Annotated in this window: 21 protein-coding genes; 5 read left to right on the forward strand and 16 right to left on the reverse strand. The window is 55.1% G+C overall.

What is annotated here, in order from left to right; translation table 11 throughout:
* The first annotated feature begins 75 nt into the window (after positions 1 to 75).
* On the forward strand, positions 76 to 1,524 hold the full coding sequence (locus tag ACT3TF_RS07060; protein ID WP_444672024.1) for an alkaline phosphatase family protein: 1,449 nt from the start codon (positions 76 to 78) through the stop codon (positions 1,522 to 1,524).
* A gap of 163 nt (positions 1,525 to 1,687) precedes the next feature.
* Here ACT3TF_RS07060 and ACT3TF_RS07065 read toward each other — a convergent pair whose 3' ends face one another.
* Positions 1,688 to 3,058, reverse strand: a complete 1,371-nt coding sequence (locus ACT3TF_RS07065; RefSeq protein WP_444671870.1) for an aminotransferase-like domain-containing protein — start codon at positions 3,056 to 3,058, stop codon at positions 1,688 to 1,690.
* 181 nt (positions 3,059 to 3,239) lie between these two features.
* Here ACT3TF_RS07065 and ACT3TF_RS07070 point away from each other — a divergent pair, with 181 nt between their 5' ends.
* Genes ACT3TF_RS07070 through ACT3TF_RS07080 form a run of 3 tightly spaced genes read left to right on the forward strand, consistent with a single transcriptional unit; the run spans position 3,240 to position 6,161 of the window.
* A complete protein-coding gene (locus ACT3TF_RS07070) occupies positions 3,240 to 3,473 on the forward strand; it encodes a hypothetical protein (protein ID WP_192535752.1) in 234 nt (77 codons plus the stop codon).
* 2 nt (positions 3,474 to 3,475) lie between these two features.
* Complete coding sequence (locus tag ACT3TF_RS07075; protein ID WP_192535751.1) at positions 3,476 to 4,837, forward strand: tripartite tricarboxylate transporter permease; 1,362 nt, start codon at positions 3,476 to 3,478, stop codon at positions 4,835 to 4,837.
* Positions 4,838 to 4,895: 58 nt separating this feature from the next.
* Positions 4,896 to 6,161: a hydroxymethylglutaryl-CoA reductase, degradative gene (locus ACT3TF_RS07080; RefSeq protein ID WP_444671871.1), complete on the forward strand. Its 1,266-nt coding sequence runs from the start codon at positions 4,896 to 4,898 to the stop codon at positions 6,159 to 6,161.
* Positions 6,162 to 6,196: 35 nt separating this feature from the next.
* Here ACT3TF_RS07080 and ACT3TF_RS07085 read toward each other — a convergent pair whose 3' ends face one another.
* From ACT3TF_RS07085 to hemP, 15 genes are all read right to left on the reverse strand, one after another.
* A complete protein-coding gene (locus ACT3TF_RS07085; RefSeq protein WP_444671872.1) occupies positions 6,197 to 6,604 on the reverse strand; it encodes a YbaN family protein in 408 nt (135 codons plus the stop codon).
* A 28-nt stretch (positions 6,605 to 6,632) separates the two neighbouring features.
* Positions 6,633 to 7,997 carry a TolC family outer membrane protein gene (locus tag ACT3TF_RS07090; RefSeq protein WP_444671873.1) on the reverse strand — a complete coding sequence of 455 codons (1,365 nt, stop codon included), beginning with the start codon at positions 7,995 to 7,997 and terminating at the stop codon, positions 6,633 to 6,635.
* A complete protein-coding gene (locus ACT3TF_RS07095; protein WP_441685684.1) occupies positions 7,994 to 9,358 on the reverse strand; it encodes an HlyD family type I secretion periplasmic adaptor subunit in 1,365 nt (454 codons plus the stop codon). The genes ACT3TF_RS07090 and ACT3TF_RS07095 overlap by 4 nt, the downstream gene beginning before the upstream one ends.
* On the reverse strand, positions 9,355 to 11,142 hold the full coding sequence (locus ACT3TF_RS07100; protein WP_444671874.1) for a type I secretion system permease/ATPase: 1,788 nt from the start codon (positions 11,140 to 11,142) through the stop codon (positions 9,355 to 9,357). The genes ACT3TF_RS07095 and ACT3TF_RS07100 overlap by 4 nt, the downstream gene beginning before the upstream one ends.
* 233 nt (positions 11,143 to 11,375) lie before the next feature.
* Entirely contained in the window at positions 11,376 to 11,945 is a 570-nt protein-coding gene (locus tag ACT3TF_RS07105; RefSeq protein ID WP_441685688.1) for a heme acquisition protein HasA, read from the reverse strand.
* 144 nt (positions 11,946 to 12,089) lie between these two features.
* A complete protein-coding gene (locus tag ACT3TF_RS07110) occupies positions 12,090 to 15,062 on the reverse strand; it encodes a TonB-dependent hemoglobin/transferrin/lactoferrin family receptor (protein ID WP_444624909.1) in 2,973 nt (990 codons plus the stop codon).
* A gap of 411 nt (positions 15,063 to 15,473) precedes the next feature.
* Positions 15,474 to 16,085 carry a biliverdin-producing heme oxygenase gene (locus tag ACT3TF_RS07115; RefSeq protein WP_444624910.1) on the reverse strand — a complete coding sequence of 204 codons (612 nt, stop codon included), beginning with the start codon at positions 16,083 to 16,085 and terminating at the stop codon, positions 15,474 to 15,476.
* 68 nt (positions 16,086 to 16,153) lie between these two features.
* The gene (locus ACT3TF_RS07120) at positions 16,154 to 17,155 is read right to left on the reverse strand and encodes a FecR family protein (RefSeq protein ID WP_444671875.1); all 1,002 of its coding nucleotides are present in this window, start codon (positions 17,153 to 17,155) and stop codon (positions 16,154 to 16,156) included.
* Positions 17,148 to 17,729, reverse strand: coding sequence for an RNA polymerase sigma factor (locus tag ACT3TF_RS07125; protein WP_441685695.1), 582 nt, complete (start codon positions 17,727 to 17,729; stop codon positions 17,148 to 17,150). Before ACT3TF_RS07125 ends, ACT3TF_RS07120 begins: the two co-directional genes overlap by 8 nt.
* A 31-nt stretch (positions 17,730 to 17,760) precedes the next feature.
* Complete coding sequence (locus tag ACT3TF_RS07130) at positions 17,761 to 18,522, reverse strand: ATP-binding cassette domain-containing protein (RefSeq protein ID WP_441685697.1); 762 nt, start codon at positions 18,520 to 18,522, stop codon at positions 17,761 to 17,763.
* A complete protein-coding gene (locus ACT3TF_RS07135) occupies positions 18,516 to 19,556 on the reverse strand; it encodes a FecCD family ABC transporter permease (protein ID WP_444671876.1) in 1,041 nt (346 codons plus the stop codon). The genes ACT3TF_RS07130 and ACT3TF_RS07135 overlap by 7 nt, the downstream gene beginning before the upstream one ends.
* Entirely contained in the window at positions 19,553 to 20,455 is a 903-nt protein-coding gene (locus ACT3TF_RS07140) for a heme/hemin ABC transporter substrate-binding protein (RefSeq protein ID WP_444624914.1), read from the reverse strand. Before ACT3TF_RS07140 ends, ACT3TF_RS07135 begins: the two co-directional genes overlap by 4 nt.
* On the reverse strand, positions 20,452 to 21,504 hold the full coding sequence (locus tag ACT3TF_RS07145; RefSeq protein WP_444671877.1) for a ChuX/HutX family heme-like substrate-binding protein: 1,053 nt from the start codon (positions 21,502 to 21,504) through the stop codon (positions 20,452 to 20,454). Before ACT3TF_RS07145 ends, ACT3TF_RS07140 begins: the two co-directional genes overlap by 4 nt.
* A 46-nt stretch (positions 21,505 to 21,550) precedes the next feature.
* Positions 21,551 to 23,527 (reverse strand): TonB-dependent receptor domain-containing protein, encoded by a 1,977-nt coding sequence (locus ACT3TF_RS07150; RefSeq protein WP_444671878.1) that lies wholly within the window; start codon positions 23,525 to 23,527, stop codon positions 21,551 to 21,553.
* 108 nt (positions 23,528 to 23,635) lie between these two features.
* Positions 23,636 to 23,827, reverse strand: a complete 192-nt coding sequence (gene hemP / locus ACT3TF_RS07155) for a hemin uptake protein HemP (RefSeq protein WP_444671879.1) — start codon at positions 23,825 to 23,827, stop codon at positions 23,636 to 23,638.
* A 244-nt stretch (positions 23,828 to 24,071) separates the two neighbouring features.
* Here hemP and ACT3TF_RS07160 point away from each other — a divergent pair, with 244 nt between their 5' ends.
* On the forward strand, positions 24,072 to 26,207 hold the full coding sequence (locus tag ACT3TF_RS07160) for a PhoX family protein (protein WP_444671880.1): 2,136 nt from the start codon (positions 24,072 to 24,074) through the stop codon (positions 26,205 to 26,207).
* Positions 26,208 to 26,222 lie beyond the last annotated feature (15 nt).

The raw sequence follows: 26,222 nt of genomic DNA on the forward strand, positions 1-26,222 counted from the left end.
CTCAAGCCGGCTGGCGCGGATGATCTCTGCTTCGCGCCGTTCTGGAGCGGCAGCGGCCCGGCACCCATGGAGCTCGTGCCAGGTTGCCTTCACAGCACTCATCTCGATCAGTGGCAAACCACACCCCAGAGCGAAGCGCTGGGGTGGCCACCAACCGGCACGCTGGCGCATCATCAGAAGCATAATCGTTTTGGCATCGAACGCCGAGGCGATGGATATCTGGCCTCCATCCCTGTGCATAAAGGCGAGCCGATTCCTGTTGAGCTGAGCCCGAAAGGTGATCGCGTGGACCTAACGTTGGGCACGGGAGAGTCGGGCCTGAGCGAAGCCAATCTGGGAGTTGAGGAATGGAGCGACTGGATGGCGGTAAACATCGATGGCAAGGCCGCACAGGTACGCTTCAAGTTACTCGCTTTTGATCCGACGAACGGCAAGCTGGATCTGCTCCAGTCACAGGTGACCGCACCAGCCGCGGAGAGTGGGCAGCCCGAGATCGCCCAGCGATTAATCGAACGTCATGGCCCCTTTATTTCCAAATGGACGGTCTCCGCCGACCCCGATAGCCGCTATTTCGAGACCAGTTTCGAGGAAGGGCGCTATCAGCTCGAATGGCTGGTCGACAGCGCCCTGACGCTACTCAACAACGAAGGCTTTCAGCTATTCGCCACGGTCTTTCGTCTCAACGATGAAACCCATCACACCTGTCTCGCGCAGTGCGATCCCGAATCGAAGTTTTATCAGCAGGATGATCACTCCCGCTATCTGGACGTCATCCGTGAGTCCTATCGAATTCTCGATGATGCTGTGGGCCGGGCGTTGGCGGGGCGGGATGAAGACACCGTCGTCGTATTGGCCTCCGACCATGGGGATGTACCCAACAGTCATCTGTGTGATATTCACAGGCGATTGGCCGAGTTCGGCCTGTGCGCAAGCGACGATCAGGGCCGACCCAACTCGGCGCGCAGCCAAGCGTTTCTCAAGGATGAGCGTGGCGGTCTGGAGATTTTCGTCAATCGTGATCTCGTTGCCGGTGATGAAATTCCCCGTGTACAGACGCAAATTCTCAAGGCGTTGACCACCTGGTATGTTGACACCGACACGGGCGAGCGCAACGTGGTAGCGCTGGCGGTCAAGAAACAGGACGCCAGCGTGCTGGGCTACTGGGGCGACAACATGGGTGACGTACTGTTCGCCTACGCGCCGGGTTTTGTCTGGGGCACCAATCAACGCGGTGACACCGTCGCTGAACTCTCGACACCCGGTGCCAACCACGGCCCCCAGGTACCCACGGCAAGTACCGCGTTCGCCTCCAACCATGGCCTGGCGATTTTCCATGGCGCCGGCGTTCGCTCGGGGGTCGAGCTTGCGTTCAATACCACCCGAGGTATCCAGCGTATGGATAGTGCGGGAGCTACCTTCGCCCATCTGCTGAGGCTTTCCACCGACTCGCTGGATGGAAAGCCGCTAGAGGCGTTATTAAGCGTAAGCGAAGATATTAGATACGGCACGACTGAGCTTACCTAAACGTGCGATGCAGAAAAACTCTGAGAGAGTAGTTAATGCCATGTTTTTACGATGATCATAAGGTGCTGTTTTAAAAAGCTGAATGGCCGTGGCTATCTAGGCAGCACATGGATGAAATACCCAAACGGAGAAGTATTGTCTCTCACGTAGAGAATATCCGTAGCTAGCGATTAACAGCAGTGTGAATAAAGTCCAAAAAACGGTGATCGTTGGCGTGGGCAATATTAATGCGCATGGAATTGGCATCGGTACTGTCTGGGCGTAGTGAGAAAATGGCGCCAGGTGCAATAAAGATACCTTTCTCTGACGCTTTTTTAGCCAACTCCGTTGTATTGATATGTGTTGGCAGTTTGGCCCATAAATAGTAACCCCCGCCTGGGCCACTCACATCGTCGACCCCTATTTGCTGTAAAGCACGCAAAGCAGTCGCGCTGGCTTTGGCAACCCGCTCGCGAAGTTGTGCAAGGTGGCGTCGATAGCGACCTCTGATTAGCAGATCATGTATAACCATTTCATTGAACGTCGAGGTGTTCACAACAGTGAGCATCTTAATATCGACTAATGCTCTAACGATTGAGCGACTGCCTGCCACGTAGCCACAGCGTAAGCCTGTGGAAAGCGTTTTAGAAAATGTACCTACATAAATAACTCTTTCTAACCCATCAAGAGCCGCGAGGTGAGCGCTACCTTTGGGAAGAATGTCTGCGAATACATCATCTTCCACTAGCGTTACACCATAGTGATCAGCGAGCTTCAATAACCGATGCATGTTGTTGAGTGACATAGTACTGCCAGTGGGGTTATGCGCGTTGGGCTGCAAGAAAAAAAGCCGTGGCCTATAGTGTTTTACCTTTCTCTCAAACTCCTCTAAATCAGGTCCATCCGCTGTACGTGGGACGCCAACAAGTTTTGCTTTAGCTAGGCGAAGTTTCCCAAAAAGTGGGTAATAGCCGGGCGTTTCAACCAGAACGCTTTCGCCAGCAGCCACGAAGTGACGAATAATGAGATCGAAGGCGTGGTTAGCACCAAAGGTCATCATGACCTGATCGTGAGAGGCGTGAATCGAACGTCCAGCCATTGCCATAGCTAAGGTCTCACGCAAAGGGGAATAGCCTTGAGGTACACCGTATTCAATATCGTTAATGCCATTGAGACCGGCGTTGCGCCTGATCAGGCGCGTTAGTTCCGTACCTCCCATCCAGCTAGCTGGCGCCCTGCCATCACCCGCGCGCACCTCAAAGTTGCCCACTAACTGTTCGCGTAGTAGTGACACGCTGTCGACCGCTTCTGAGAGGTCGGCCGTTGTCTCTTCCATTGCAGACGGTAGCGGGCGTGATACGAAAAAGCCCGCGCCTTGGCGTGCATACAGATGGCCGAGCGCGACTAACTGGTCGTAAGCATCAATGACGGTGTTTTTCGAGACGCCAAACTGTTGGGCAGCTTCTCTAATGGAGGCCACTCGCGTACCCGGTGAGAGACGGCCATCTTCGATGGCTTTTAGCAGGGCGGTGGCTACCTGGCGAGATTTGGACATCGATGGCACTCAAGGAAGGCTGAACTGTGAGTGAAGGTTAAACTGTATCTATTGTTTGATGGGTACAGTACTTCATACAATTCGTATAAGTGTACCTTACTCAGCGGCCTATATTTACACAAGCTATAGGCCGCCAACCTGGGCATAAAAAAACCAATAATGATGTCTTTGGAGTACCTGCATGCCTCATAAAGAAACCTCTTACTTAACCGTTTGGGATGATACGGTGACGGGAAAAGACCTGATCATTGCATTAGCTATTTCTACCCCGCTGACACTAGGCGGTTTTATTTATACGCCGTGGCCAGCGCCGATGCCCCTAATCGTTGGCCTATGTGGAGCTCTCTTAGGCTTCGCTATTAACGCCATTGTTTTACGTCCTAAGCGCCGTCTCGATATTGAAAAGGAGGCGTGAAAATGGATGTCATATTGCTTCTGCAGATGTTAATTGCCGCTTTGATCGGTGTAGTGGTCTATACCGCCATTGGTGTTGCACCGGGCACCGATGAAACAGCGGTGCTTGCCCCCGTGACGCTGGCACTAGTGGTTGCGGGAATTCCTCTTCCTGTCGTGCTGGCTTTTTTTATGGCCGCTATTGTGGCAAAGAAGCTGACGGATTCGATACCCGTTTCGGTGGCAGGGATACCGGGTGGCGTAATGTCAGCGCCGATGGTCGAGCACGCAATGATCCTCAAGCGGGAAGGTCACGCTACGTTAGCAATTCGCAAAATGGCGTCGGGCTCGGTCATTGGAACCCTCGTCGCCATTCCCGTGAGTTTGTTGTTGGCATTTTTGCTGACGCCTTTGGCGGATGTATTGAGTCAGTACGCCAGCCAGATCTTTTTTGTCGGCGCCGTATTTTTAGCGCTAATGAGCCGTGAAAAAGTGATCAGCCTCATCAGCATTGTCATATTGGCTGCACTGATCCAAGCGCTACGCCACTTTTATTGGGGAATGGGGGTTATTCCTGAAGGCCAAGTAGTTTTCATCTCGTTCTTTTTAGGCATCACTATTGGCCCGATGATCTTTAATCTGGCGCAGCTGACTGTGCGTGAAGAGCGCCGCAAAATGACTGTTCATGAGCCTAAAACAATAAAAATCTATGCCACTGATAACAGCAACGACACTGGTCGCTTTCCCAATCCTTTTCGAATTTTGACTCGGCAAGAAGCAGTTTCAGCGACTGCCAGTTCGGTGCTGGGGTCGGTCACTTTCTTTATGAGCCCCGTCGGTATAACGATTTTTCTGGGTGAGGTGATGTCGAGTTGGGTCAAGGGAACGGTAGAAAAAGCCAGCCGTGCGCTTTCCTCAATGGATGCGGTCACTAATGCCGCTTATATCGCGGGTATTTTAATACCCCTCGCCGCGCTCGGCATTCCCATGAGCCCAATGGCGATTGGTCCTGGCAATGCATTCTTTAATGCGCCGCCAGTGCTGACGTTGGAACAGAATGCTCACCATTTGATGAGTTTTAGTGAAATCGCGGTGGCCAGTATTTTGGGTGCCAGTGTAGCGCTGCTGATTACTTATCCCATTGCCGTGCGCTATGCCCGACATATATGCGTATTTGTTTTCCAGCGTATTCCTCACGAGGCTTTTCTCGCGATGTTCTTCTCGCTCGTTATGCTTCTGGCATTTATGGACGCAGGCGTTATGGGGATTTTAGGTGTAGGGGTATTAGCGCTTGTTGCCGGTCTTTTGAACCGCTGGGGTGTGAACTATGGCGTGCAATTTATGACGCTGTACGCTGCTCCTTGGCTCATGGGCTGGTTGGCCTGACCGCTCAAATGGACATATCACACCACCGCGATACTTTATCCAAGTGTAGGTAACGGTTATGACGACGAGCACATCGAGAATTCCAGGGTTTTATCAACTTTCACCCCGAGAGCGGCTGCGTATCGTTGCCGATATGAGTGGCCTTGATGCTGCCGGCGAGGCGCATTTAGCGGACACCGGGAACCTGCCAGCAGGAACAGCCGATAGTATGATTGAGAATGTCATCGGCACCTTAAATATACCTATTGGTGTTGCAACTAACTTGATCATTGATGGGGAAGAGCCGCTGGTTCCCATGGCGACGGAAGAGTCATCTGTCGTTGCCGCGGTTTGTAATGCAGCGAGGCAGTGTCGTGATTCAGGTGGTTTTTATACGGATACGTCGTCCCCCATTATGATTGCTCAGGTGCAACTTATTGGAGTAGCTAATCCAGAATTTGCTAGGTTACGCTTGCTGGATGCCCGCGATGAGATTAAGCGGATTTGTGACGCGACGGACCCCGTACTTTTAGAGCATGGTGGTGGCTTTCGCGATTTAGAAGTTCGTGTACTTGATGGCATGGTGATTGTCCACCTGTTGGTGGACGTGCGTGACGCGATGGGGGCTAATGCAGTCAACTCCATGGCTGAAGCTGTCGCTCCTTCTTTGGCAGAGTGGTCGGGAGGAGAGAGCCGACTGCGTATCCTATCGAATTTAGCTGATCGCCGTTTAGCAAGAGTCAGGGCGACCTGGCATATTGACCAAATAGGCGGAGCATCGGTACGTGATGGAATTCTGGCGGCCTATCGTTTCGCTGATTTGGACCCCTATCGAGCGGCTACTCATAATAAGGGAGTGATGAACGGGGTGAGTGCTGTGGTGTTGGCGACGGGTAATGATACGCGTGCAGTTGAAGCGGGTGCTCATGCCTATGCCGCTCGGACTGGGCGGTATCGCTCACTTACCCACTGGGAGAAAGGTCGTGATGGCAACCTGACCGGCACCCTTGAAATGCCGATGCCCGTGGGTTTGGTGGGTGGTGCCACACGGGCGCACCCTACCGCTCGTCGATGCCTCGATATTTTAGGCGTTAAGAGCGCTGATCGATTAGCACGCATCATCGTATCCGTCGGGTTAGCGCAGAACTTTGCAGCGTTAAAAGCGTTAGCCACGACCGGTATTCAAAAAGGACATATGGCGCTGCATGCTAAAAATATCGCGTTAATGGCGGGAGCTGAAGGTGAAGAGATTGCACGAGTGGCTGAGGCATTGGTGAGGGGAGGGAGCGTACGTGTTGATTTAGCGCAGGAAGCATTAGTACAGCTACGCAGAAAGAAGAAATAGCGGGATTAATCCATTTAATGCAACCCGAAAGCAGCTTACTTCGAGCAAGAAGATGGTTCCGGTCGGGTTGCCAGCCACACCGCCACTATTATTAGTAGCACGATAATGGCCAAGCTCCGCCAGCCAGGGCCAAGAGTCCAGACGGTGATTAGCCCGCTCAATGCAATCATGCTAACGGCTGCCAGCTTTGCGCGCCGTGGAATAGCGCGCTCTTGCTCCCAGGTAACCAGTAGTGGGCCAACATAGTGCCTTGATCGAATCCATGCCTCAAAACGTGGCGAGCCTTTAGAGGCGCAGTAAACGGCGATCAGCATGAACACGGTGGTGGGAAGTAAGGGCAAAAAAATGCCCAGTACACCGATGCTAAAACTCAGCGCTGCGATCGCTACCCACATTCCGCGTACTAACATTGAGGCTTTTCTTTGGAAGCGCTTTGGCGTCACCTCAGGCTCCTTCGTTTATAACCTTTTTTCATGGCGCGAAATATCCCGCGATCTGGTCAATATCATCATTATCCAGAACGCCAGCCTGCCAGCGTAGTGTTAACCAAGCCAACAGGTAATCATAGCGAGCGCGGGATAGATCGCGCAGTGCCTCGAAACGTCCACGTTCGGCGTTTAGCACATCCAGATTGGTTCGCTCACCGCCGAGAATGCTTTTACGCGTAGCTTCCAGGCGTGCCATCGCAGCGGTAACAGTATGTTGATAGGCCTCAATGCGTTGTTGGCTGCTACGGGTTAGACGGTATTGGCGTTCAACATCATTGCGTAGCGCTACTGTTGCGGCATCTAGCTCGTGACGCGTCTGTTCATAGGTATTATCTGCCTGGCGGCTAGCAGCGACAACCCGGCCGCCTGAATAGAGCGGTAGATTAACCTCAACGCCAATGCTGTCGGTGTCGTAACGTTGCCCAATCATATTTTCTGAATTGGAGTCGGATATCTGGCTTCGCGCGTACAAGCGCACACTCGGCAGATGTCCGGCACGCTGCTGATGCAATTGGTGCCGTGCTGCTTCCAATAGACTGCGCTGTGCGGCTAGTTCAGGATTATGGGCGAGCGTAAGTTCGTGCCAGTGTTCCAGAGATAGCACTGGGTTTTCCTGGGTGGTTTGCACATTATGGGCTAGCTGACCGGCCTGCAGTGGGGCGAGTGAAGCAGGTGGTGCTACTGTGCCGGTCAGAGCGTGTAGTTCATTGCGGGCGTCATTCAGGCGATCTTCGGCTTCGATCAGTTGAGCTTCCACCAAGCGTGACTGAGCGGCAATCTCCAATTGGTCAGTACGGGTGCCTTCACCGTAATCGATAAAGCGCTGGCTGCGTTCATTTTCTTCTTGTAGGGCACGTAGGTGGGCTTTAGCCAGCTCGATATCGTCATTTGCGTAAAGCACCCCGGTGTAAGTCTGTAGGACTTGAACAGCAAGTGCTTGACGGGCGCGTTCAAGTGTTAGTACAGCAGCTTCGGCCTGTGCCTTGCCTGCTTGATAGCGGGCGAAAGCTGCAGCATCCAGCAAGGGTTGCGTCAGCGTGAAGGCAGACGAGTAGCTGGAGTAATTCATATCGCTTGTGGTTGTGCCTCGCTGTGTTTCCTGCAGCACTTCCGACCAGTTTTCGCCCCGTGAGTAGCGATAGCTAAGTGTGGGTAGTAAAGCCGAGCGCCCCAGGGCTCGCTCCTGTTGCCCAGCTGCACTTTCACTCTGTGCGGCCAGCCAACCTGGGTTGTGCTGTTTGGCGAGTTCATAGGTCTCACGAAAATCTAGCGCGTGCGCGCTGAAAGGCCAGCAGATGTAGGTTATCAACAGCCAAGTATGATATCGAAGTAATGCCGTTCGGATCATGCATCCCCCCAGGCTGTGCGTGCACGGTCCAGCAGCGGCTTGAACATATAGTTGAGCAGCGTGCGCTCGCCAGTGCGTACAAATGCCTCGACTGGCATACCCGCCTTGAGCGGTTGATTACCCAGTGGAGTGAGTTCATCTGCCGCTATCTCTACATACAGTCGGTAATAAGGCAGCCCCGTCTGTTCATTGATTAGCCTGTCAGCAGAAACGTGGCTAACAGTCCCGGGTATGCGTGGTGTGCTACTACGCTCGAACGCGGTAAACGCAAGCTCTACCGGGAGGCCTGGGTGAACTTGATCAATCTGTTCAACGGGTAGTTGTCCCTCGACTAAGAGGGGTTCACTGCGGGGTACAATTTCCATCAGTAGGGCACCGGGTTGAACGACACCGCCTTCGGTATGCTGCGTCAGTCCCACCACTGTGCCCGAGCGGGGAGCACGTATCTGGGCGTCGGCCAGATCGAATTCAATGCTGGTGAGTTGAGCAGCCAGCTGCTGGGTACGTAAGCGTGCTTGGGCCAGTAGATCCTGCACGTCACGCAGAGACTCTTCATTGCGCTGGGCGTGCCGTAACTGCAATTCATCGACTTGTCGTCGAGTTTGCTGCAGAGTGCCGGTGGCCGAAGCAATATCGCCTTGCAGCTGAGCGTAGCTACTTTCAATCTCTAGCAGCCGGTTACGAGGAATGTAGCCGTCGGTCGACAATTCGCGCAGGTTATTGCGCTGTTCTCTCAGGACTGACAGCTGAATATGCTGCTGAGCCAGCGAGGATACAAGGCCCGACGCCCTTGCTCGCTGTCCATCCAGGTTAGCGTTGATACCTGAGAGTTCGGCTGACAACGCATTACGCCGGCTGGCGAACAGTTGGCGCTGTAAGGTCAGTAGCGTTTCGATGGCGATATCTCCGCTGTTAGCGAGCTCTGCCGGGGTGATAAAGGTATCAAGGTGATCACGTTCCGCTTCCAGGCGTGCAGTTTCAGCCAATGATGAAGCCCGCTGCAGTCGCAACGCGCTTGTCTCGTTTTGCAGCCGTGCTGTATCGAGGCTGATCAGCGGCTGACCTTCTTCCACTTGTTCTCCCTCACGTACCCAAAGCCGCTCAACAATACCGCCGGTTGGATGCTCGACCGCCTGTCGATTGCCGGAGACGACCACTGTCGCCGGTACCGCGATACCATTATCCAGCGGTGCCCAGGCTGCCCAAGCCACAAACAGTGCTAAGCCTCCCAGCAGTAGCCAACTCCCTATGCGTAGTGGTCGTCGCTTACGGTGCATGGCGAGTGCTTGCCAGTCCGGTGTGGCTGTGGAGGTATGCAGTTTTGCAGCAGGCGGCGCCTGCGAGATATCGCGAAGGGTCATGCGCGCTGCTCCTGACGATTGATGGAAACATTACCGTAGGTATAAGCGCCTTGCGCATACGGGGTGGCCATCGCGCCATTGGCAGGTGCCGCCGCTTGGCGGGCAGCGCTCAGGGCTTGCAAGATCTCTTCAGTGGGGCCGAGCTTCTGCAGGCGGCTTTCACGTAGTACTAGCAAGTGAGAGGTAGCTTTGAGTACCTGAGGGCGGTGGGTGATCAGCACCACCGTAACGTGGTGTTCGCGCAATCGCTGCAACGCTTCCAATAGTGCTTTTTCTCCGGCGTCATCAAGACTTGCATTGGGTTCGTCCAAGACGACGAGCGCAGGGGGGCCGTAGAGCGCTCTGGCCAAGGCAATACGCTGGCGCTGCCCGCCCGAAAGGCCGATTCCGCTATCTCCCAAGTAGGTGTCGTAGCCATTGGGGAGGGCCAGAATCAGTTCGTGTACGCCCGCGGTTTTGGCGGCCTCGACGACTGTATTGGGCTCTGGTTCGCTGAAACGGGCGATATTCTCTGCCACGCTACCGGCGAAAAGTTCGACATCCTGAGGCAGGTAGCCGATATGTGGCCCCAGCAACGCTTTGTTCCAACGTTGGATATCGGCACCATCTAGCCGGACAGTACCGATCTTCGGCTTCCAAACGCCCACCAGTAGTTTAGCCAGAGTAGATTTGCCTGATCCCGAAGGCCCGATAACACCGAGCACACTGCCTGCTTCCAATTGGAAGCCCACCTGAACCAGCGTGGGTGTTTTTCCGCCGGGCGGCATGGCGCTCACCGACTGCACATCAAGCTTGCCCAGCGGGGCAGGTAGGTCCATGCCTGATTGGCGGGCCGGGTGTGCTGCTAGCAGGTTACCCAAACGCTGGTAAGCCAGCCGTGTCGATGACCACTGCCGCCAGGCATTGATGACCTGATCAATGGGGCTGAGCGCACGGCCCATCAGGATAGAACCCGCGATCATCGTGCCAGGGCTGATCTGCCCGCCAATCGCTAGCCAGGCGCCCAACCCCAACACCAGTGACTGCAACGCGACGCGTAAACTTTTAGAAATAGCGGTGACCAGGGCGGTACGCTCGCTGGCCAGCCCTTGCAGCGCAACAAAGCCATCGTGAAAATGCGACCAACGGCGGGTAAAGGCCGACAGCATACCCATCGACTCGATGGCATCGGCATGACGCAATTGTGCTTCCGCCATGGCATTAGCTTGTACAGAAAGCGCACCCGCTTCACGCAGCGGCGGCTGGGAAAGCCGTTCATTCAGCCACGCTAAGCCCACCAGCAGCACGGCGCCCCCCAGCGCCAGGCAACCTATCCAGGGGTGGAACATAAACATCACCAGCAAATACAACGGGAACCAGGGAGCATCGAAGAACGCGAATACCGCACTGCCGGTGATAAATTGGCGCAGCGAGTCAAGGTCACGTGTAGCTTGCCCCGCCTGGGCAGCCTGGCCGCTTAAGCCGCGCTCGAAAGCGGCGGCGTAAACCCGCTCCCTCAGTTGCTCATCAAACCGCTCGCCAATATGAATGACCGCCAGGCTGCGTATGTACTCCAAGGCACCCATTAACGCCAGCAGACCCAGTGCCATGCCGGTTAGCATCACTAGCGTGGTGGTATTGCCGGAAGCCAGTACGCGATCATAGACCTGCAGCATATACAGCGGCGGCACTAGCATCAGTAGATTGATAACCGCACTGAACAGCCCTACCGAGCGCAGTGTGCCGCGATAGCGGCCGAGCGCTCGGTAGAGTTCGTTTCCGGGCTGGCGTTGGGAGGGGGTCATTGGCTATGTCTCTGAAAATAGACGTAACAAATCAACGAATCGCCATAGCAGTTCGTCTCGAATTCGTTCTCTCATTAGTGCTTTTGTCACGTCTCTGCTTGACTTCTCGTCTCATCGGGCGAGAATGCCGAGGCACCGCGCCAAGGCATAAAGCCCATGACGCGGTGTTTGAACGTTGCGGCAAGGGGATTCCCCTTGCCTTTTTTATTAGCTGTTTATAGCGATGGCGTTGCTCACGCAGCCAGAGCGAAATCGAATTCGCTGAACTCTTGAACGCCGGTTGCAGAAGCCGGAATGGCATCGCCAAGCAGACCAGCATCGTCCAGTACTGCTAGCAAGCCGCCCTGGCTAACTGAGCTGCTGCTGTCCCAACCCTCCACTGAGCCATTCATTAAGCCCCAAATTACGTCGTGGACCGCATTCTCTCGACCATCGGCAAGATCACCATCCAGCGGCGCGTTGAAGTCAAAAGTGATGAAGTCATCGGATACCGTGCCATCACTATTTAGGCCGCCTCCCAGCGTCAACCCAGTCAGGGTGCCGTGTAGCGTATGGCTGGGGAAGTCGTAAGTGATATCACCCGTTGCCGAGAAGGCGAAGTCACCTCCATTGAGAGCCATCGCATAGGTATCACCAGAGAAAGGATTGGATGAGAGGCTGCCATCTTCGTAGAAACCGCCAGTATTAGAAGGGTGTTCACCGTCGACACCGTCACTCTGGAAAGCCAGCAGCAAACTTTCTAGGCTACCTACTGCAAATTCACCAGGGAAGTTGTTTTCATCGTAAGTATAGGAAATAGACATTTTATATACTCCTTTCGTTTTACTTGATTAAGAGAGACTCGTCGGCCTATCCGGCGAGCTCTAACGGGCATTATCGCCATGCCCACTTCTCATACCCTAAAGGGATATGAGCCTTCAGCTACAGCTACAGCAACCGCTATAGCATCAGAACTGCAACTCTATTCCTGCCATTGCTGTACGACCTGGCGCATAGGTGCGGGAGAAGATATCTGAGTATCCTGAGACGTAATTACGGTCACGTAGATTCTCGATGGAGGCTCGCATTAGTAGATGGTCATTGAAGCGGTAGCTTGCGTAGAGGTCCCAGGTAACGTAGCTGGGCCAGATGGCGTATTCGAAATCTTCTGGCTTGCCCTCGGCGCTGTAGTTGAGTCGGGTACCCATATCCAGCTTTTCGTCGAATAGGCGTGTGCCGATTACCCAGCTTCCTCGGTCCATTGGCAAATTGCGGGCGCTGTTCATGCCATAGCCCGCCGCCTGGCCTCCAACCGCGCAGACCATCTGTTGGTCAAGGAAACTTTCGTAAGAGTCGTAGCCGTTTTCGATCGCCATCTGATGCTCTTCTGTATAGTTGCCCGCCTTATCAGGCATATCAAACTGGGGTTGATGGCTGCCCAGTGGCCATCTTTCCTGGCAGAAACCTTGGTCACCGCCTAGCACGTGGGTGTAGTTCAGACGCGTGTACCAATTGCTGGCGTCGTAGTCGAGTTCCAGCTCGATACCACGAAAATTCATGGGAAGGCGGTTATTGATGAACATGGTATTACCCAACCCAGCACCCGCCACTACGCCGGGCATTGCATTGGCCATGCTGGTAATTAGATAGTTATCTGCGCGGGTGTCGTAGTAGGTCACTTTGCTAAGGAAACGGTCATTGTCCGTCAGCAATCCCTGAAACACGGTATTAAAACCTACTTCCCAGCTGCGAGAGGTCTCGGGCTCTGCGTAGGGGTTAGGGGACATGATGGCGAAGGGGTCACTGGGATGGCTGCCCTCCATTAGTGCTTCGGTCAGTGCCGGTGGGCGCCAGGATTCACCCCAGCTCGTGAATAGCTCTAACCAGCTAGAGGGTCGATACGCTGCCTGCAGAGTCGGCAGCAGCTTGTCCTCGCGATTGTTAACTTCATATGCGTACAGCCCATGCTCCGAGTCATAGCCAGGCGCATACTGACCACGATTAAAGATAAGATCATAGGTGCCAGCATCACGCATCCTTTGCTGGGCTGCCTCGTCGAACCTTTGGTCAAACTTTTCCTGACGGGTTAAGTAGGACCATTCCACTCCCATAACGCGGGTATCGCCCTTGAGACGGTAGTAGTCGTAGCGTAGGCCACCGCCTAATGTCCATGTGTTATTTTCCCACACTAAATTGCCGAAGGCGCTGGCGATGCTGCGCTTTCCACGGGGCTGAAGCGTATTTTCGGATGTAGTGATGGTACTGCCACGCCGGTCATATTCGGTACTGGAGTCTCCTCGGTCTTGGAAATATTCGATGCCGTGATTGAAGCGGAAGCCCTCAACATCACCTAATGAGAACCTTGATGTGTTTTCTAGGGCTAGGCCATAGGTATCGATGCTTGTTGTGACATTAGAGCCAAGCCCTGCTTCGCACTGCTTACGCCAGCTATCAGGAAAAGGCGTTGAGCATAGCCCGAGGTTCCAGGCGGTTTCCGTCATGTTGGTATCGCCCGCCATCACCGGACGCCCCTCCTGGGTATAGCGCTCGTTATCGGTGGAAACGCGATAAATTCTCGCGTCAAGGTCAACCAAGTTGGAGTCAGGGTTGAAGGTGTATTCCAGCCCGATGGATTGTGACGTCGCCTGGGCATCACCGCGTTTCTGCCATGCATCGTCGCCGTCAAGTACACTGCCATCGCCGGAGTTGACAATCCGGCGATCGGAGACGTTGTTGTAGGAAATGTCGGTATCCAGGTAGGTGAACTGCAACGATTGTTCGGGTGTCAGGTGCCATCGAGCCTTGAATAAGTTGGAGTCCTGGGTCTGATCGCTGAACTTAACGCGGTCGACAGCCTGCTCACTATTGCGGCCCTCAATACCGTCTTGTACGCCAACAAGAAGCCAATCAAAGCTTTCCTTTCGGCGACCCGGCGAGTATTCGCCCAAGCTTCGCCGACTCCTCGCTGCCAGCAGTTCCAGCTGATCTCCAAAACGTCCCGCTATCGCGGCACTGCCAATAAAATTGACGCCATTACCTTCATTGCCTATCCCTGTATTGGCTCGTATACGAGCACCGACATTATTATCTTCCATGATGATGTCGTCATAGTTAAGGGTGCGGAAATTAGCACTGCCAGCAATGGCGCCTGCACCGTTTATGCTTGAACTGGGGCCTTTTTCGATGACCACTTCGCTCAGCAGCTCGGAGTCCACATACATGCTGCCATTGCGCTGCTGGTGGGCATTCTCGTTAAAGTTTTGACGCATACCATCGATCATCATGTTGACGCGGCCAAAGTCCTGCATGCCACGAATATTGACCGAAAGCGCCGGGTCCTGAGTATTTACTGCGCTGTAGACACCCGGCGTCTCAAGCAACATGTCCGCCGCGTGACGTGGCGGTAAGCGATCAATCTGCTCGCGGCTGATCACACTGACCGAACGCGGTTCGTGATAGACCCAATCGTCACCTATACGGTCAGCCGATACGGTCAGGGTGCTAAAGGCCGTTTGGTTGCCCACGGTGAGCGAGGTTGCTGGCTCCAGCAGCTCGGCGGTTCTGCCATTGCGATATGAGATTGTTAGTGAAGAGTCCGTCAGAAGGGCACGTAGCGCTTCATCGGCGGTCATTTCGCCTTGTAGCGCAGGGGCGATGCCATTGATGGCTTCACCATCTTGGCGCACTACAGCGATTTGTGTTGCGGCTGTAAATTCACCCAAGGAATAGAGCAGGCGCTGAGCAGGAAGATCAAACGTATAACGTTGTTGTAGTGGATTTTGCTGCACAGCGTCGGCGGCGTTCGGGGGTAATGACTGGGCATGTGCCTGGCTGATGAGCAGGCCGAGCATGACAGCCGTGACGGCATATCTGAAGGTGGGCGGGTGGTTTGGCTTGAGGCTTGCCGCAAGCGACTTGAATGGGAAACCCTTGCAGTGCATGGACGTCATGCTCCCTTTTTTATGTTAATAATAATCGTTTGTATAATCATTAACGTTTGCAGAGAGGGTTTCCCTCATCTAAAAATGAGTTTTTAGTTAAGTATTTTTTTAGCTTTGTGGTTCATGCTGCTCCAGCTCACACGTAGGCTCAGCCACTATTGAAATCGTCAGTGCAATAACAATCATCATGCTATGTATTAGGGCCCCGCCTAAAACTGCACACAGCAGACAGAACCAAGCTGTATGTGATTCATGGAGTAGTCCGTAAAGAGTGCCTAGGCATCCGCTTAGTAACGTGATTGTAAATAGGCTAGCTGCCCACCAATTGAGTAGTAGAGAGGCGATGGGAAGGCCATATGCACGTAGCCTGGATATGAGGGCTTTTATCATCTGATTCATTGCCATTCCCTGTTATCTTTTTGATGCTTCTGATACTAGCGATTTGACGAATTGAAAAGCGTCTCTGGCGCCGTTTAAAGCTTGAATTGCCTCTTGCTTTTCCAAAGAGACGGCATCCAACTGAGCGGTAAAACGACGCCAGTGCAGACCGCGACCGGAGTCGCTAGGTGCTAGATGCCGGGCGCCAAATTTATCGGAAAGCCCGAGTTGGCTGGCGTACTTAAATAAGAAGGCTGCGCCTAAGTTTGAGCCTTCACTCACGTACAGCCAGCCAAGCGCTGCGGCCTGTGAGCCGATGGTCGGTGGCACAAGGGCGTGCTCGTCCAATGCGTTCAGGTGAATGGCTAAGTCTTGGCAATCTCTGATTACCGCGTCGTACCGGCAACGCTCGGCTAATCCTGCCAGCCAAGTGCATAGCGATTCTTGTTGATAGAGAGGTGCTGTATGGCGTTGAAACTGATACTGCACAAAAAGAAAGCGTTGGTAGCCTTCAAGACTGGCGAAAGGAGATAGCGCCATAATGGCTTGATCCACACGCTCATGGGCAGAATGTGTATCCAGCTTTAAGCGCTTGCTTAGCGGCAGTGTGTTAGCCCCTTTGGAGAGGGGGAGTAGTGCTTCCATAAGTCACTCGCGACAGTTAGGTGAGTAAAGAGGGGCAAATACAGAGTTGGCTTCTCCTCGGTGTGATATCAGCCGGTATGCGACGGACGCAGCCAAACGATGTTGCCCGGCAAGCGATGGACGGTGATATCAAAGACATTGGTTAATGTGTCGAGTAATGCCACCGGTTTGTTCGCCGGGAAGCTGCCTGAAAGGCGCACGTCGTCAAATGCTTGGGTATCCAAAAGAAGGCGACCTGGCAGCATGCGCTCTAACTGCGCGACGACTTCGCTCATTGCGGCATCATCAAACACGATCCTTTCCTCCCGCCAAGAAAGCGCCAGAGGTAGCTCTACGAATGAGATAGGGCCGAGCTCACCGTTTTGCATGGTAATTTGCTGGCCGCCCACCAGCATGGCTTGGCGGTCGGTACTATCACTGACGGTCACCTGTCCTTCTGCAACTGTGACCGTTACCTGGCCCCCGCTACGCATGACAGAAAAGTGAGTTCCTACAACATGTACTAAGGTGTCTCCCGCCGTAATGAGGAACGGTCGCTGAGCATCTTTGGCGACATCAATCCAGAGGCGACCGCGGCGTAGCGTTAATCCCCTTTGCGTCTGTTTAAAATCAGTCTTTATCGCGCTATTGCCATCAAGTAGCAGCGTTGAGCCATCGGTCAGTTGGAGGTGCTGTGTTTGCCCAGGTGCTGTTATCGTCGCAGCCATTAGGTGATCCCAGTGACCGGGCTCACGCCATAATTCAAAACTTAGCAGCAAGCCCAATACGCACAGCGCAGCCGCTGCCCATCCCCATGCTCGTTCCGTTACCCGTGTGGGTTTGGCGGGTGATGACTGAATAGCAAGAAGGCGAGCAGGGGCTTCAACCGCTTGCCAAAGATGCACTGCCTCTTGGTAGGCTTGATAATGGCTGGGCATGGCGTTTAACCAAACTTGAAAGGCCTGATGATCTTGTTGTGTTGCGCTTTCGTCCTTGATTTTTAGGTGCCAAGCGGTGGCCTCATCAATGATGTCGTCGTCATAAATAGGCTCTTGCGTTTGCTGACGTGTAGGTTCATTTGGCTTAGTCACGATCTAGCCCTTTCTGAATACGTGGCTTGTTATTATTAATACAACGTTTAGCCGGTGCTTCTTCCTCATTAATTGATTGTCGTTGCCATTCACGACACAGTCGCATTGCCCGCATCATGTCTTTTTCAACGGTGCTAATAGAAATGCCAAGGCGTTCAGCAATCGCGTTATAGGTCTCACCTTCAATGCGATTAAGTAAGAAGACACGCTTTGTCCTTGGCGGTAAGTCGTTGAGTTGCTCGGTAAGCCGCTGCCACTGTTGCATCGTATTCGCTATCTGCTCTGGGCTTGGTGCCTGAGGCGGCTCATCAGCAGCGGTATCTAGTTCATTGGTTTGGTAACGCCGTCGTACTGCCTGAGAGCGCAAATAGTCCAACGCTAAATTTTGCGCAGTACGGTGCAGCAAACCCGCGGTATCGGCGTCTTTGGAGGAGCGCTGCCACAGCTTTACGAACGTGTCCTGCGCTAAGTCTTCTGCGACACTAGTACTTCCAACGACTTGCTTGATGCGTTTAACGAGACGGTGCCTTTCGTTGAGAAACATGCGCAGCAGCACAGCAGGGGGCTTAGTCATGCGAAGCTCGCTCATAACATAAATAAAAGCATCAAGGTCTAAGGGCAAGAAAAGGCGCCGCTGCAGGGCTGGCGCGAATGAGTTGGAGTTCCGCTGCATAAATATCAGCGATAGTGTCGAGACTAAGCACCTGGTTTGGTAAGCCGTGGCTAATGCGCTGGCCTTTATTGAGCAACCACACTCGGTCAGCGTAGGTGCTGGCCAGATTCAGGTCGTGCAGCACACAGACGATCGCCATCTGATGCTGTTCAGCCCAGACACGCAGCTGGCGCATGAGTCGCTGCTGTTGGCCAATGTCCAGTGCGCTTGTAGGTTCATCCAATAGCAAAAGACCACCATCATGGGCGGTAGCAGAGCGTCTGGAGAGAATCTGGCAGGCGCCTCGCGCGACCATGACACGCTGGCGTTCGCCGCCGGAAAGCGTAAGCGCACTGCGCTTAGCAAGATGGATGAGATCTAAGTCATCGAGCAGTTCGGCAATGAGCGCTTTTTCTGGGTTGCAGCCTAAGCACACCAACTCCTCCACTCGCCAATCAAAGCCCAGCGGTTCTTGCTGTGCGACCAGCGCACGGCGGCTGGCCAGGGCATCTATCTCCCATTCCTGTAGTAAACGACCATCCAGACGTACTTCGCCCTCCTCGCAAGGGCGATAGCCTGACAACATGCTGAGTAGCGTGCTTTTACCGGCGCCGTTGGGGCCGACAATAGCGAGTAGCTCACCAGGGCGAATGGTGCCGTCGATGGGGGCTAAGGAGGGCATCGTCGATAATCCCGCTTTATGCAGGGTCAGCATGACGAGCTCCGGCGCATCAATAAGTAAAGGAAGTAAGGCCCACCCAGGAGGCTTGTGAGCAGACCCACCGGAATCTCTGCCGGTGCGCCTAGTGTGCGCGCCAGCGTGTCGGCGACGACCAACAGTAGTGCGCCACCTAGCATTGACGCGGGCAGCAGCAGGCGATGGCTGGGTCCTAGCCACAGACGCAGGCAGTGGGGAACTAGCAGGCCAAGAAAACCAATGACACCGGTCAGTGCAACGCACAGCCCGACGCCTAACGAGGTGGCGACAACGACGCGACGCTTGAGGCGCGAGGCATCTAGTCCTGCCGCATGGGCGGTGGATTCGCCAAGCTGCAGCAGGTCGAGTTCGCTGGCACTGCGCAATAGCATCCACAGTGCAATGCTAATCAGTACCAGCGCGATGGCGGTAGTACGCCATAACGCGTTAGTAAGCGTACCCATGCCCCATAAACTGAGTTGGCGCAGCTGTTCGTCGCTGGCGATGAAGGCCAGCACGCCGCCACCGGCGCCTGCCAGGGTGTTAATCGCCAGGCCCGCTAACAGCAACGTCATGACCGCCGCACTGCTGCCGCCTTGGCGTTTTGCTAAGCCAAAGACGATGACGCAAACACTTAACGCACCTAAAAACCCCGCTGCGAACTGACCATAAAGGCTACCCATCGCGCTACCTTGAAACAGTACGATCCACAGCGCGACAAAGAGACCCGCGCCGCTGGCTAGGCCGAGCAGCGTTGGGTCGGCCAGCGGGTTGCGAAACAAGCCCTGCATGGCGGCGCCGCTGCCTGCCAGCATGGCGCCAACGGCAACGCCTAGCAGCAGCCGGGGTAAGCGCAATTGCCACCACACCTGCACGCTGAGCTCACTGGTGCTACTACTCATGAGCGCCCAGGGGGAAATGCCCAGCACCCCCGAGGCCGCGCCCCACATTAAGGCGATCATCAGCGCAATGGTTAAGCCCATAAGAACGCGCGGCGCGCGGCTAGCCGGCAGCCAAGCACGAGGACGGTGCGTGCTTAGGCTAATGGTCATTGATTAGTCCGAGCCGTCGTTGGCGCGGTTAATAACGCTTCTACCTGTTGGCGCAGCGCGAGGAGTTGATCCGGCGCACGGGGGCCAAAGCCGAGCAGCGCCTGGTCATCAATGATTATCAAGCGCTGCGCATGGCCCGCTGGCGTTAATGCCATTCCCGGTAGTTGCCATAGCGCCGTTTCGCCACCCAAGGCATCTAATCCGCGCTGCGACATAATCATCAGCTCGGGGGCTTCTTTCGCCAGCGCTTCGGCGCCCACATTGTGATAGCCCTGCATGGTTGCAAACGCGTTTTCTAGTCCAACGGCCTCTAAGGCGGTATGGGCTGCCGTGCCGCTTCCCGCTACTCTCGGCGTCAGACCGCTATGTTGCATCACAAACATGGCTCGGATCGGCGGCAGTGCAGGCAGCGCGGCTAGGCGCTCCAGCTTTGCGGTTAAAGACACTGCTAGCCGCTCTCCCTCACGTTGACGATTAGTCTGCTGTGCCACCGCGCGGACCTTGGCAGGAATAGCCTCTAGCGTGTTGGGGGCTGCGATAATATCGATCGTTATCCCCACTGCCGTCAGCTGTTCCAGCACTTCTTTCGGGCCGGCATGCTCGGCGGCCAGCACGCGGTCAGGCTGAACCGACAGCACGCTTTCCGCAGAGAGCTGGCGTAAGTAACCAACCGAAGGTAAGTCAGCCATGGCCGGGGGATAAAGGACGGTATCGTCGCGAGCGATCACGTTGGCGTCGGCACTCAGTGCGGCCAGTGTTTCGGCGATATCACCACCGAGGACTACCCAGCGCTCGTTAGTCGACGGTTGCTCGTCGGCATGGGCGAGAGGGGTGCCCACGCACAGCCATGCCAGTGTCATCATTGCCACTAAGCGGGAAGCCACGTGCTGCTGAGTCATGCAACCTCCGCACAGCTTTCCAGCGTGCTTAGTAGCTGCCGCCAGTCTCGCCTTTCTACCTGACCTTCTTGGCGTTCAGCGTAAATTTGCAGCGCAAGAGTCCCTTCACTATCGAAGGCTTCAATGCTGGTAACGCCGCCATCACGGTTGGGCTTGCTGACTTGCCAGATGTGATTAACCGCCGTGTCATCAATGTGCAGGGTGAATTGATCGCCAAATAGGTTCAGCCAACCGCGGGCGCGCTGCGGAGGAGGGACGATGCCCGTACGTATCTGCACGCAGCCGGGGCTTGCCACAAAGAGCATAAGCGGCAGAGCCTGTTGGCTCGCCTGGGTTAGCAATGTTTCCAGTGCATTGGTAGGCAAGGCTCGGGTGAAACGACCTTCCATGAGCGTGTTGGCCTCGATACGCTCTAATTGATGCCGTCTCAGTAGCGTGAAAAATTGGTGGACATCGCGCATCGCGCTCCACTCGCTGGCGAGAGAGGGCGTGTCGGGAAGCTGTCGCGGTAAGCGTGGCGCTAACTGGGTAAAGGCTGGCGAATCTCTATTGCCCATGGCCATTAGTTCGTCCCAAGGGCGCGGCAGCGGGTCTTCGAGGGCAAAGCATTTGTGGATAGCGCGCCCATGGCGATCAAACACCTGAATGCTCCAGCGCCATGTCTCTTTGCCTTCGAGTGGCGGCATCGTGTCCCGAATTAAGCAGGCCCAGTGCCAGTGCGAATAGAGCAGTCTTAGATCTAGGCCGCCGGGACCAAGCAACAGCCCCGTTTGCGGCCCGCCGTTTAGCTCAGGGTAATCGCCGTTTTGCTCGAGTACTGCTAAGCGAGAGCGGGTGAGCGCTTTAACACAGCCCAGTTGGGGTAGGTAAGCGGCAAGTTCATTCGGTGCTAAGGGTAGCGTCCACACATCGCGCCCGAGGCGGGCGGCCTGGAGTTCGCCTTCGCTAATCGCTAAGCGCTCGGCAATGTCAATCGCGGGTAGCCGTGGCTGGGCCGCTCGCGCCGCGTCGAAAGCTTCGTAAATAGCGATTTGTTGAGACTCAATCATGACTTACCTCTGCATAGGTCACTGAGTGGGTTGATGACTATCTTGGTTACCACTGCCAGTTGAGCGTCGCGAATAGGCTGCGCCCATCGCCTAGACTGCCATCGGGGCGGTACCACACTTTGTCGCCTGCATTGGCGAGCCGCAGCGAGGTGTCAACGGCCGGAGTAAGACGCCAGGCAAGATGTAAATCGTGAAGGCCGTAGCCAGGTAGACGCTCGTCGTCGCTCTGCTTATCGAAGGATTGAGCGAATCGGCTTTGCCAACCTAGGCGAATATTGCTGCCATAGAGCGCCAGCTCACTGCCCAGCGTTGCTTCTAGCGGTGTTTGGCTGCCCAGTGGGTCGCCAGAGTCGCGGTCTTTGCCGGAGACTTCCGAAAGACCGGCAAAGCTGGTCAGTGATGGGAGAGCGCTAGGCTGCCATGTCACGCGGGCGTCATAGCCCCATAGCTGAGCACGTTGAATGTTCACCGCCTGGGTAGTGCCTGCCATGATGTCGACCTGAGTGTCGATAAAGTCGTCCGCGCGGGTGTCGAAATAGCTGGCGCGTACCTGCCAATCGCCCTGGTGCCAGACCACGCCGCTTTCCCACGTGCTGCTGGTTTCGGGGGAAAGATTGGGGTTGGGTATCCAGTAGTTGTCCGGGGTGCAGAAAAATGGCCCGGCGCAGAAACCGGCAAAATGACGCTCGTTGGCGTAAAGCTCGGAGAGACTAGGTGCGCGGAAAGCCTCGGCGTAGCCAGAGAACAGCATCAGCGCATCATCAGGACGCCAGGCAAGACGAAAGCGTGGCGATACTTGATCATGGACACTGTCACCATCGTCTTGCCCGGTAGCGTCGTAGCGATCAAAGCGCGCACCCAAACCAACATCAAACTGACCCGCGCCGCCATCAGACAAATAGCGCCCCGCCGTTAGCGTGGTATCTAAATACGCGGCTTGGGTGTCAATGTCGGCTTTTGGGAAGCCGTTGGCTTCACCCTCTGGGCGCTGGCGGGCCTGTTCCAGTTCGGCGCCAAACACCAGTGTTTGGGAGAGCCAGCCGTGATCCATACGATGGTAGCCATCGCTTTGCAAGCCGATACGTTCTAATGAGCGGCTGGCCTGGGGCTCATCAATATCCTGCTGGCTAAAGGTTAGCCGCGAGGTGATCTCGGTCGCGGCGCCAGGCTGCCAGCGATGGCCAAGCTGCACGTTATTGCTCTCAACATCGCGGTCACGCAGTGGGCTGCTGGCATCTGTTGAAAGCTGCTGAGGGTTGGCAGGCTGGGTTGCGCGCTCGTCGTAATGCTGCCAACTGATAAATACCCGCTGGTCGTCGTTTGGCTCCCAACCGCCTTTTAACAGTAGGCTGTTGAGGGTGGCGTCTTCCTCTGCTTGATCGCCACCGGCGCGCCGAATATCGCCAGACTCACTGCGGCCGACTGAAAATAAGCCATCCACCTTGCCGTTGGCGGTATCGCGGCGGCCAAAGGCCGTTAGGCTGCCGCGTAATTCATCGCTAGCGGTGGCGCCACCAACGGAAAGGCGTACGCCGCTATCTTCGCCAGGTGCCAGCAGGTCATCGGCATCAACGCTCGTAAAGCTGACCACACCCCCCATCGCATTGCTGCCGTATAAGCTGGAGAGGGCGCCGCGAGCTACCTGTACTTCCTGAATTAAGCCAGGGTCGAGGAAAAAGTTGCCGACATGGCCCGTCGAAATATCCTGCCGCACGCCGTCTAAACGTATCAGCACGCCTGAGCGACCAAAACCACGCATACTCAACGTCTGACCGTTGCGGCGTCCCTGGCCAGCGACATGCAGACCCGGCTGGCGGCTAAGGATGTCTTCCACTCGGCTAGCCGTTGCTAGCACCGCATCATTGCGGTTAATGATGTCGATAATCAGCGGTGCCCGAGAGAGGTCCGTCGGCGCGCGAGTGCCCGTCACCGTTACCGGATTAAGTTCAGCATCGTCTGCAAAAGCGGCGAGTAGAGGGAAAAAAGTGAGGCAAAGGCCGCTGAACGCGCATGTGTATTTCATGAGCCGGATAGTTCCAACAAAGAGAGGTGGAAGACATCGCTGGCTGAGTGCAGTTAGGCTGCAATATGGCTGGCTGTTGCTGTATTAGTTTTTAAAATTAGGGTGTGCTTATGCGTTAAGGATTAACTTGCCACTTTTGGTGCGACGCAAGATATAGCGTCTTTGTTCATGATGAATAATCAGCTGACCAGCGCTGCCCAGCAGCTCTTTACTATCCACTTCACGCGCCGCTATAGGCGCCACTACTGGCGCCACTACTGGCGCATGGCGTTGCTCAGCGCCCTTGTCGGGAAACTGCATGCGATAATGACTCCTGTGCTAATGATAACTATTAGCGTTAATTTAACAGAGTTGAGAATGCTACTCAATAGGCTTTGGAAGGTAAACGCTTGTCATCATGCGATTAATGGCAGCAACTGTGCCAAAAGGTGTCTTTAATTTACCTATATACAGGCATGCAGACCGTCATCGCGCTGTCATTTTGCTCAGTTAAAGTCTCTTGAAATTCAATCGTTAGCTTAAAACGATACGAGGGAGACCCAACATGAGTAAAGAGATCGAAGATCATCGTCTGCTTAACCCAAGCCGCAATGAACCGTTCGCAGCGGTATTGGCAAAACATGTATCTCGGCGCGATGTGATGCGTGGCGGCTTAAGCATGGCGGCGGCCTCAATGCTTAGTTTTGGTGGCGCCGCTCAGGCGCTTGCCTCAAACGGTGCGCACAAAACACCGCTGACGCTGGCCTTCGAAGCCGTACACGGTTCACGGACTGACGCGATAGTGGTGCCAGAAGGCTATGTGGCACAGGTGCTAGTACCTTGGGGTACGCCGCTAAACGACGGCGATACCTGGCAGGCTGACCAGCCGATGACGCCTGAGCGTCAGGCTGTGAGTGTGGGCATGCACCATGACGGCATGGCAGGGTTTGCGCTGGATGCCGATAACGCCTCGCGTCGATTTGTACTGGCGCTTAACAATGAGTATATCGATCAAGAAGCGCTGTGGGCACCTCAGGGTGGTCCGACTAATGCAAAAAGCGGTAAGCGGCCCGCCGATGAGTCACGCACCGAGATCAATGCCCATGGCGTCACCATGGTTGAGGTTGAAAAAGATGCCAACGGCCACTGGGCACATGTGCCGGGCTCGTCTTATAACCGCCGCTTTACCAGCGCAACAGTGATGGAAATCGCAGGCCCTGTTGCCGGTAGCGACTACGTCAAAACGCAGTTTTCACCGTCGGGCATGCAGACCCGAGGCACCAACAATAACTGTGGCAACGGTGTTACTCCCTGGGGTACCTATATTGCCTGCGAAGAGAACTGGCCGGATATTTTCGTTAACCGTGGTGAACGCTTCCAGGACGATGCGCGCATCGGTATTCCTACCGATAAAAGCCGCTATGGCTGGGATACCTCGGCAGGCGATGCCTCTGAGGACAACGATGAGTTTGGCCGTTTCGATATTACTCCACGAGGTGAACACGCGGCTGACGACTATCGCAACGAGGCGCGCTCGTTTGGCTATCAGGTAGAAGTGGACCCGTATAGCGATGCGCTCGCCGTTAAGCGCACGGCACTGGGTCGTTTTCGCCATGAAGGCTGCTGGCTGGGCAAGCTGGAAGCCGGTCAGCCGGTGGTTTACTACTCTGGCCATGATTCGCGCAATGAGTATGTCTATAAATACGTTTCTGATGCCCTCTGGAATCCCGCTGATGCCAACCGCCCCGGCGAAGAATACGACCGCTTGGCTATCGGTAGTCGATATATGGATAACGGCACGCTGTATGTGGCCCGTTTCCATGCCGATGGCAGTGGTGAGTGGCTAGCGCTGACGCCTGATGCGACAACGCAGGATGGCCGCACGCTAGCCGTGGCGCTGGGCTTGGCAGACGACGACCACGCAGGAATTATCATTAATACCTGTGATGCGGCGGATTTTATGGGCGCAACACCAATGGACCGGCCAGAATGGGCGGCTGTCGACCCTACATCAGGCGAGGTATACCTCACGCTGACCAATAATACTCAGCGTACCGCCGAAGAAACCACGCCGACGTTTACCAATACCGGTGACGACATTGAGCAGTTAGGCGTTGGTTATGGCACAGCGCCCACCAATGCGTCCAACCCGCGTGCCAATAACGAAGCGGGGCATATTATCCGCTGGCGCGAAAGCCGTTTGCCGAACGCCTTCACCTGGGAAGTGTTTGTGTTTGGTGCCGCGGCAAGCGATGTGGATAACCACTCTGGCCTGAGCGAAATGAACCAGTTCGCGAGCCCCGATGGGTTGTGGTTCGACGAACGTGGTGACGGCCAGGGGATTCTTTGGATTCAAACCGATAATGGCTATGGCGGGTTAACGGAATATACAAACGATCAATTGCTTGCGGTAGTACCTAACGGGCTGGGCGATATTCAAGGCACCGGCCCGGTAATTAACAATAGCAATCAGCAGCAGCTAAAGCGTTTCGCGGTAGGGCCTAATGGCAGTGAAGTCACCGGTATCTTTGCCACGCCGGATAAAACCGCGCTGTTTATCAATATTCAGCACCCCGGCAACTGGCCCGCTGACGGCGGCGCGCTGGTTCAAGACGCCACCATTGCCGCCAGCGGCCAAGTGCGCCCACGAGCTGCGACGGTGGTCATTCAGAAACGCGATGGTGGTCCGGTGGGGGTGTAACCTCAGCCCTGTAGC

Origin of the sequence: Halomonas sp. AOP25-F1-15, from assembly GCF_052378675.1 — a bacterium.
In the GTDB taxonomy this organism is placed as follows: Bacteria; Pseudomonadota; Gammaproteobacteria; order Pseudomonadales; family Halomonadaceae; genus Vreelandella; species Vreelandella casei.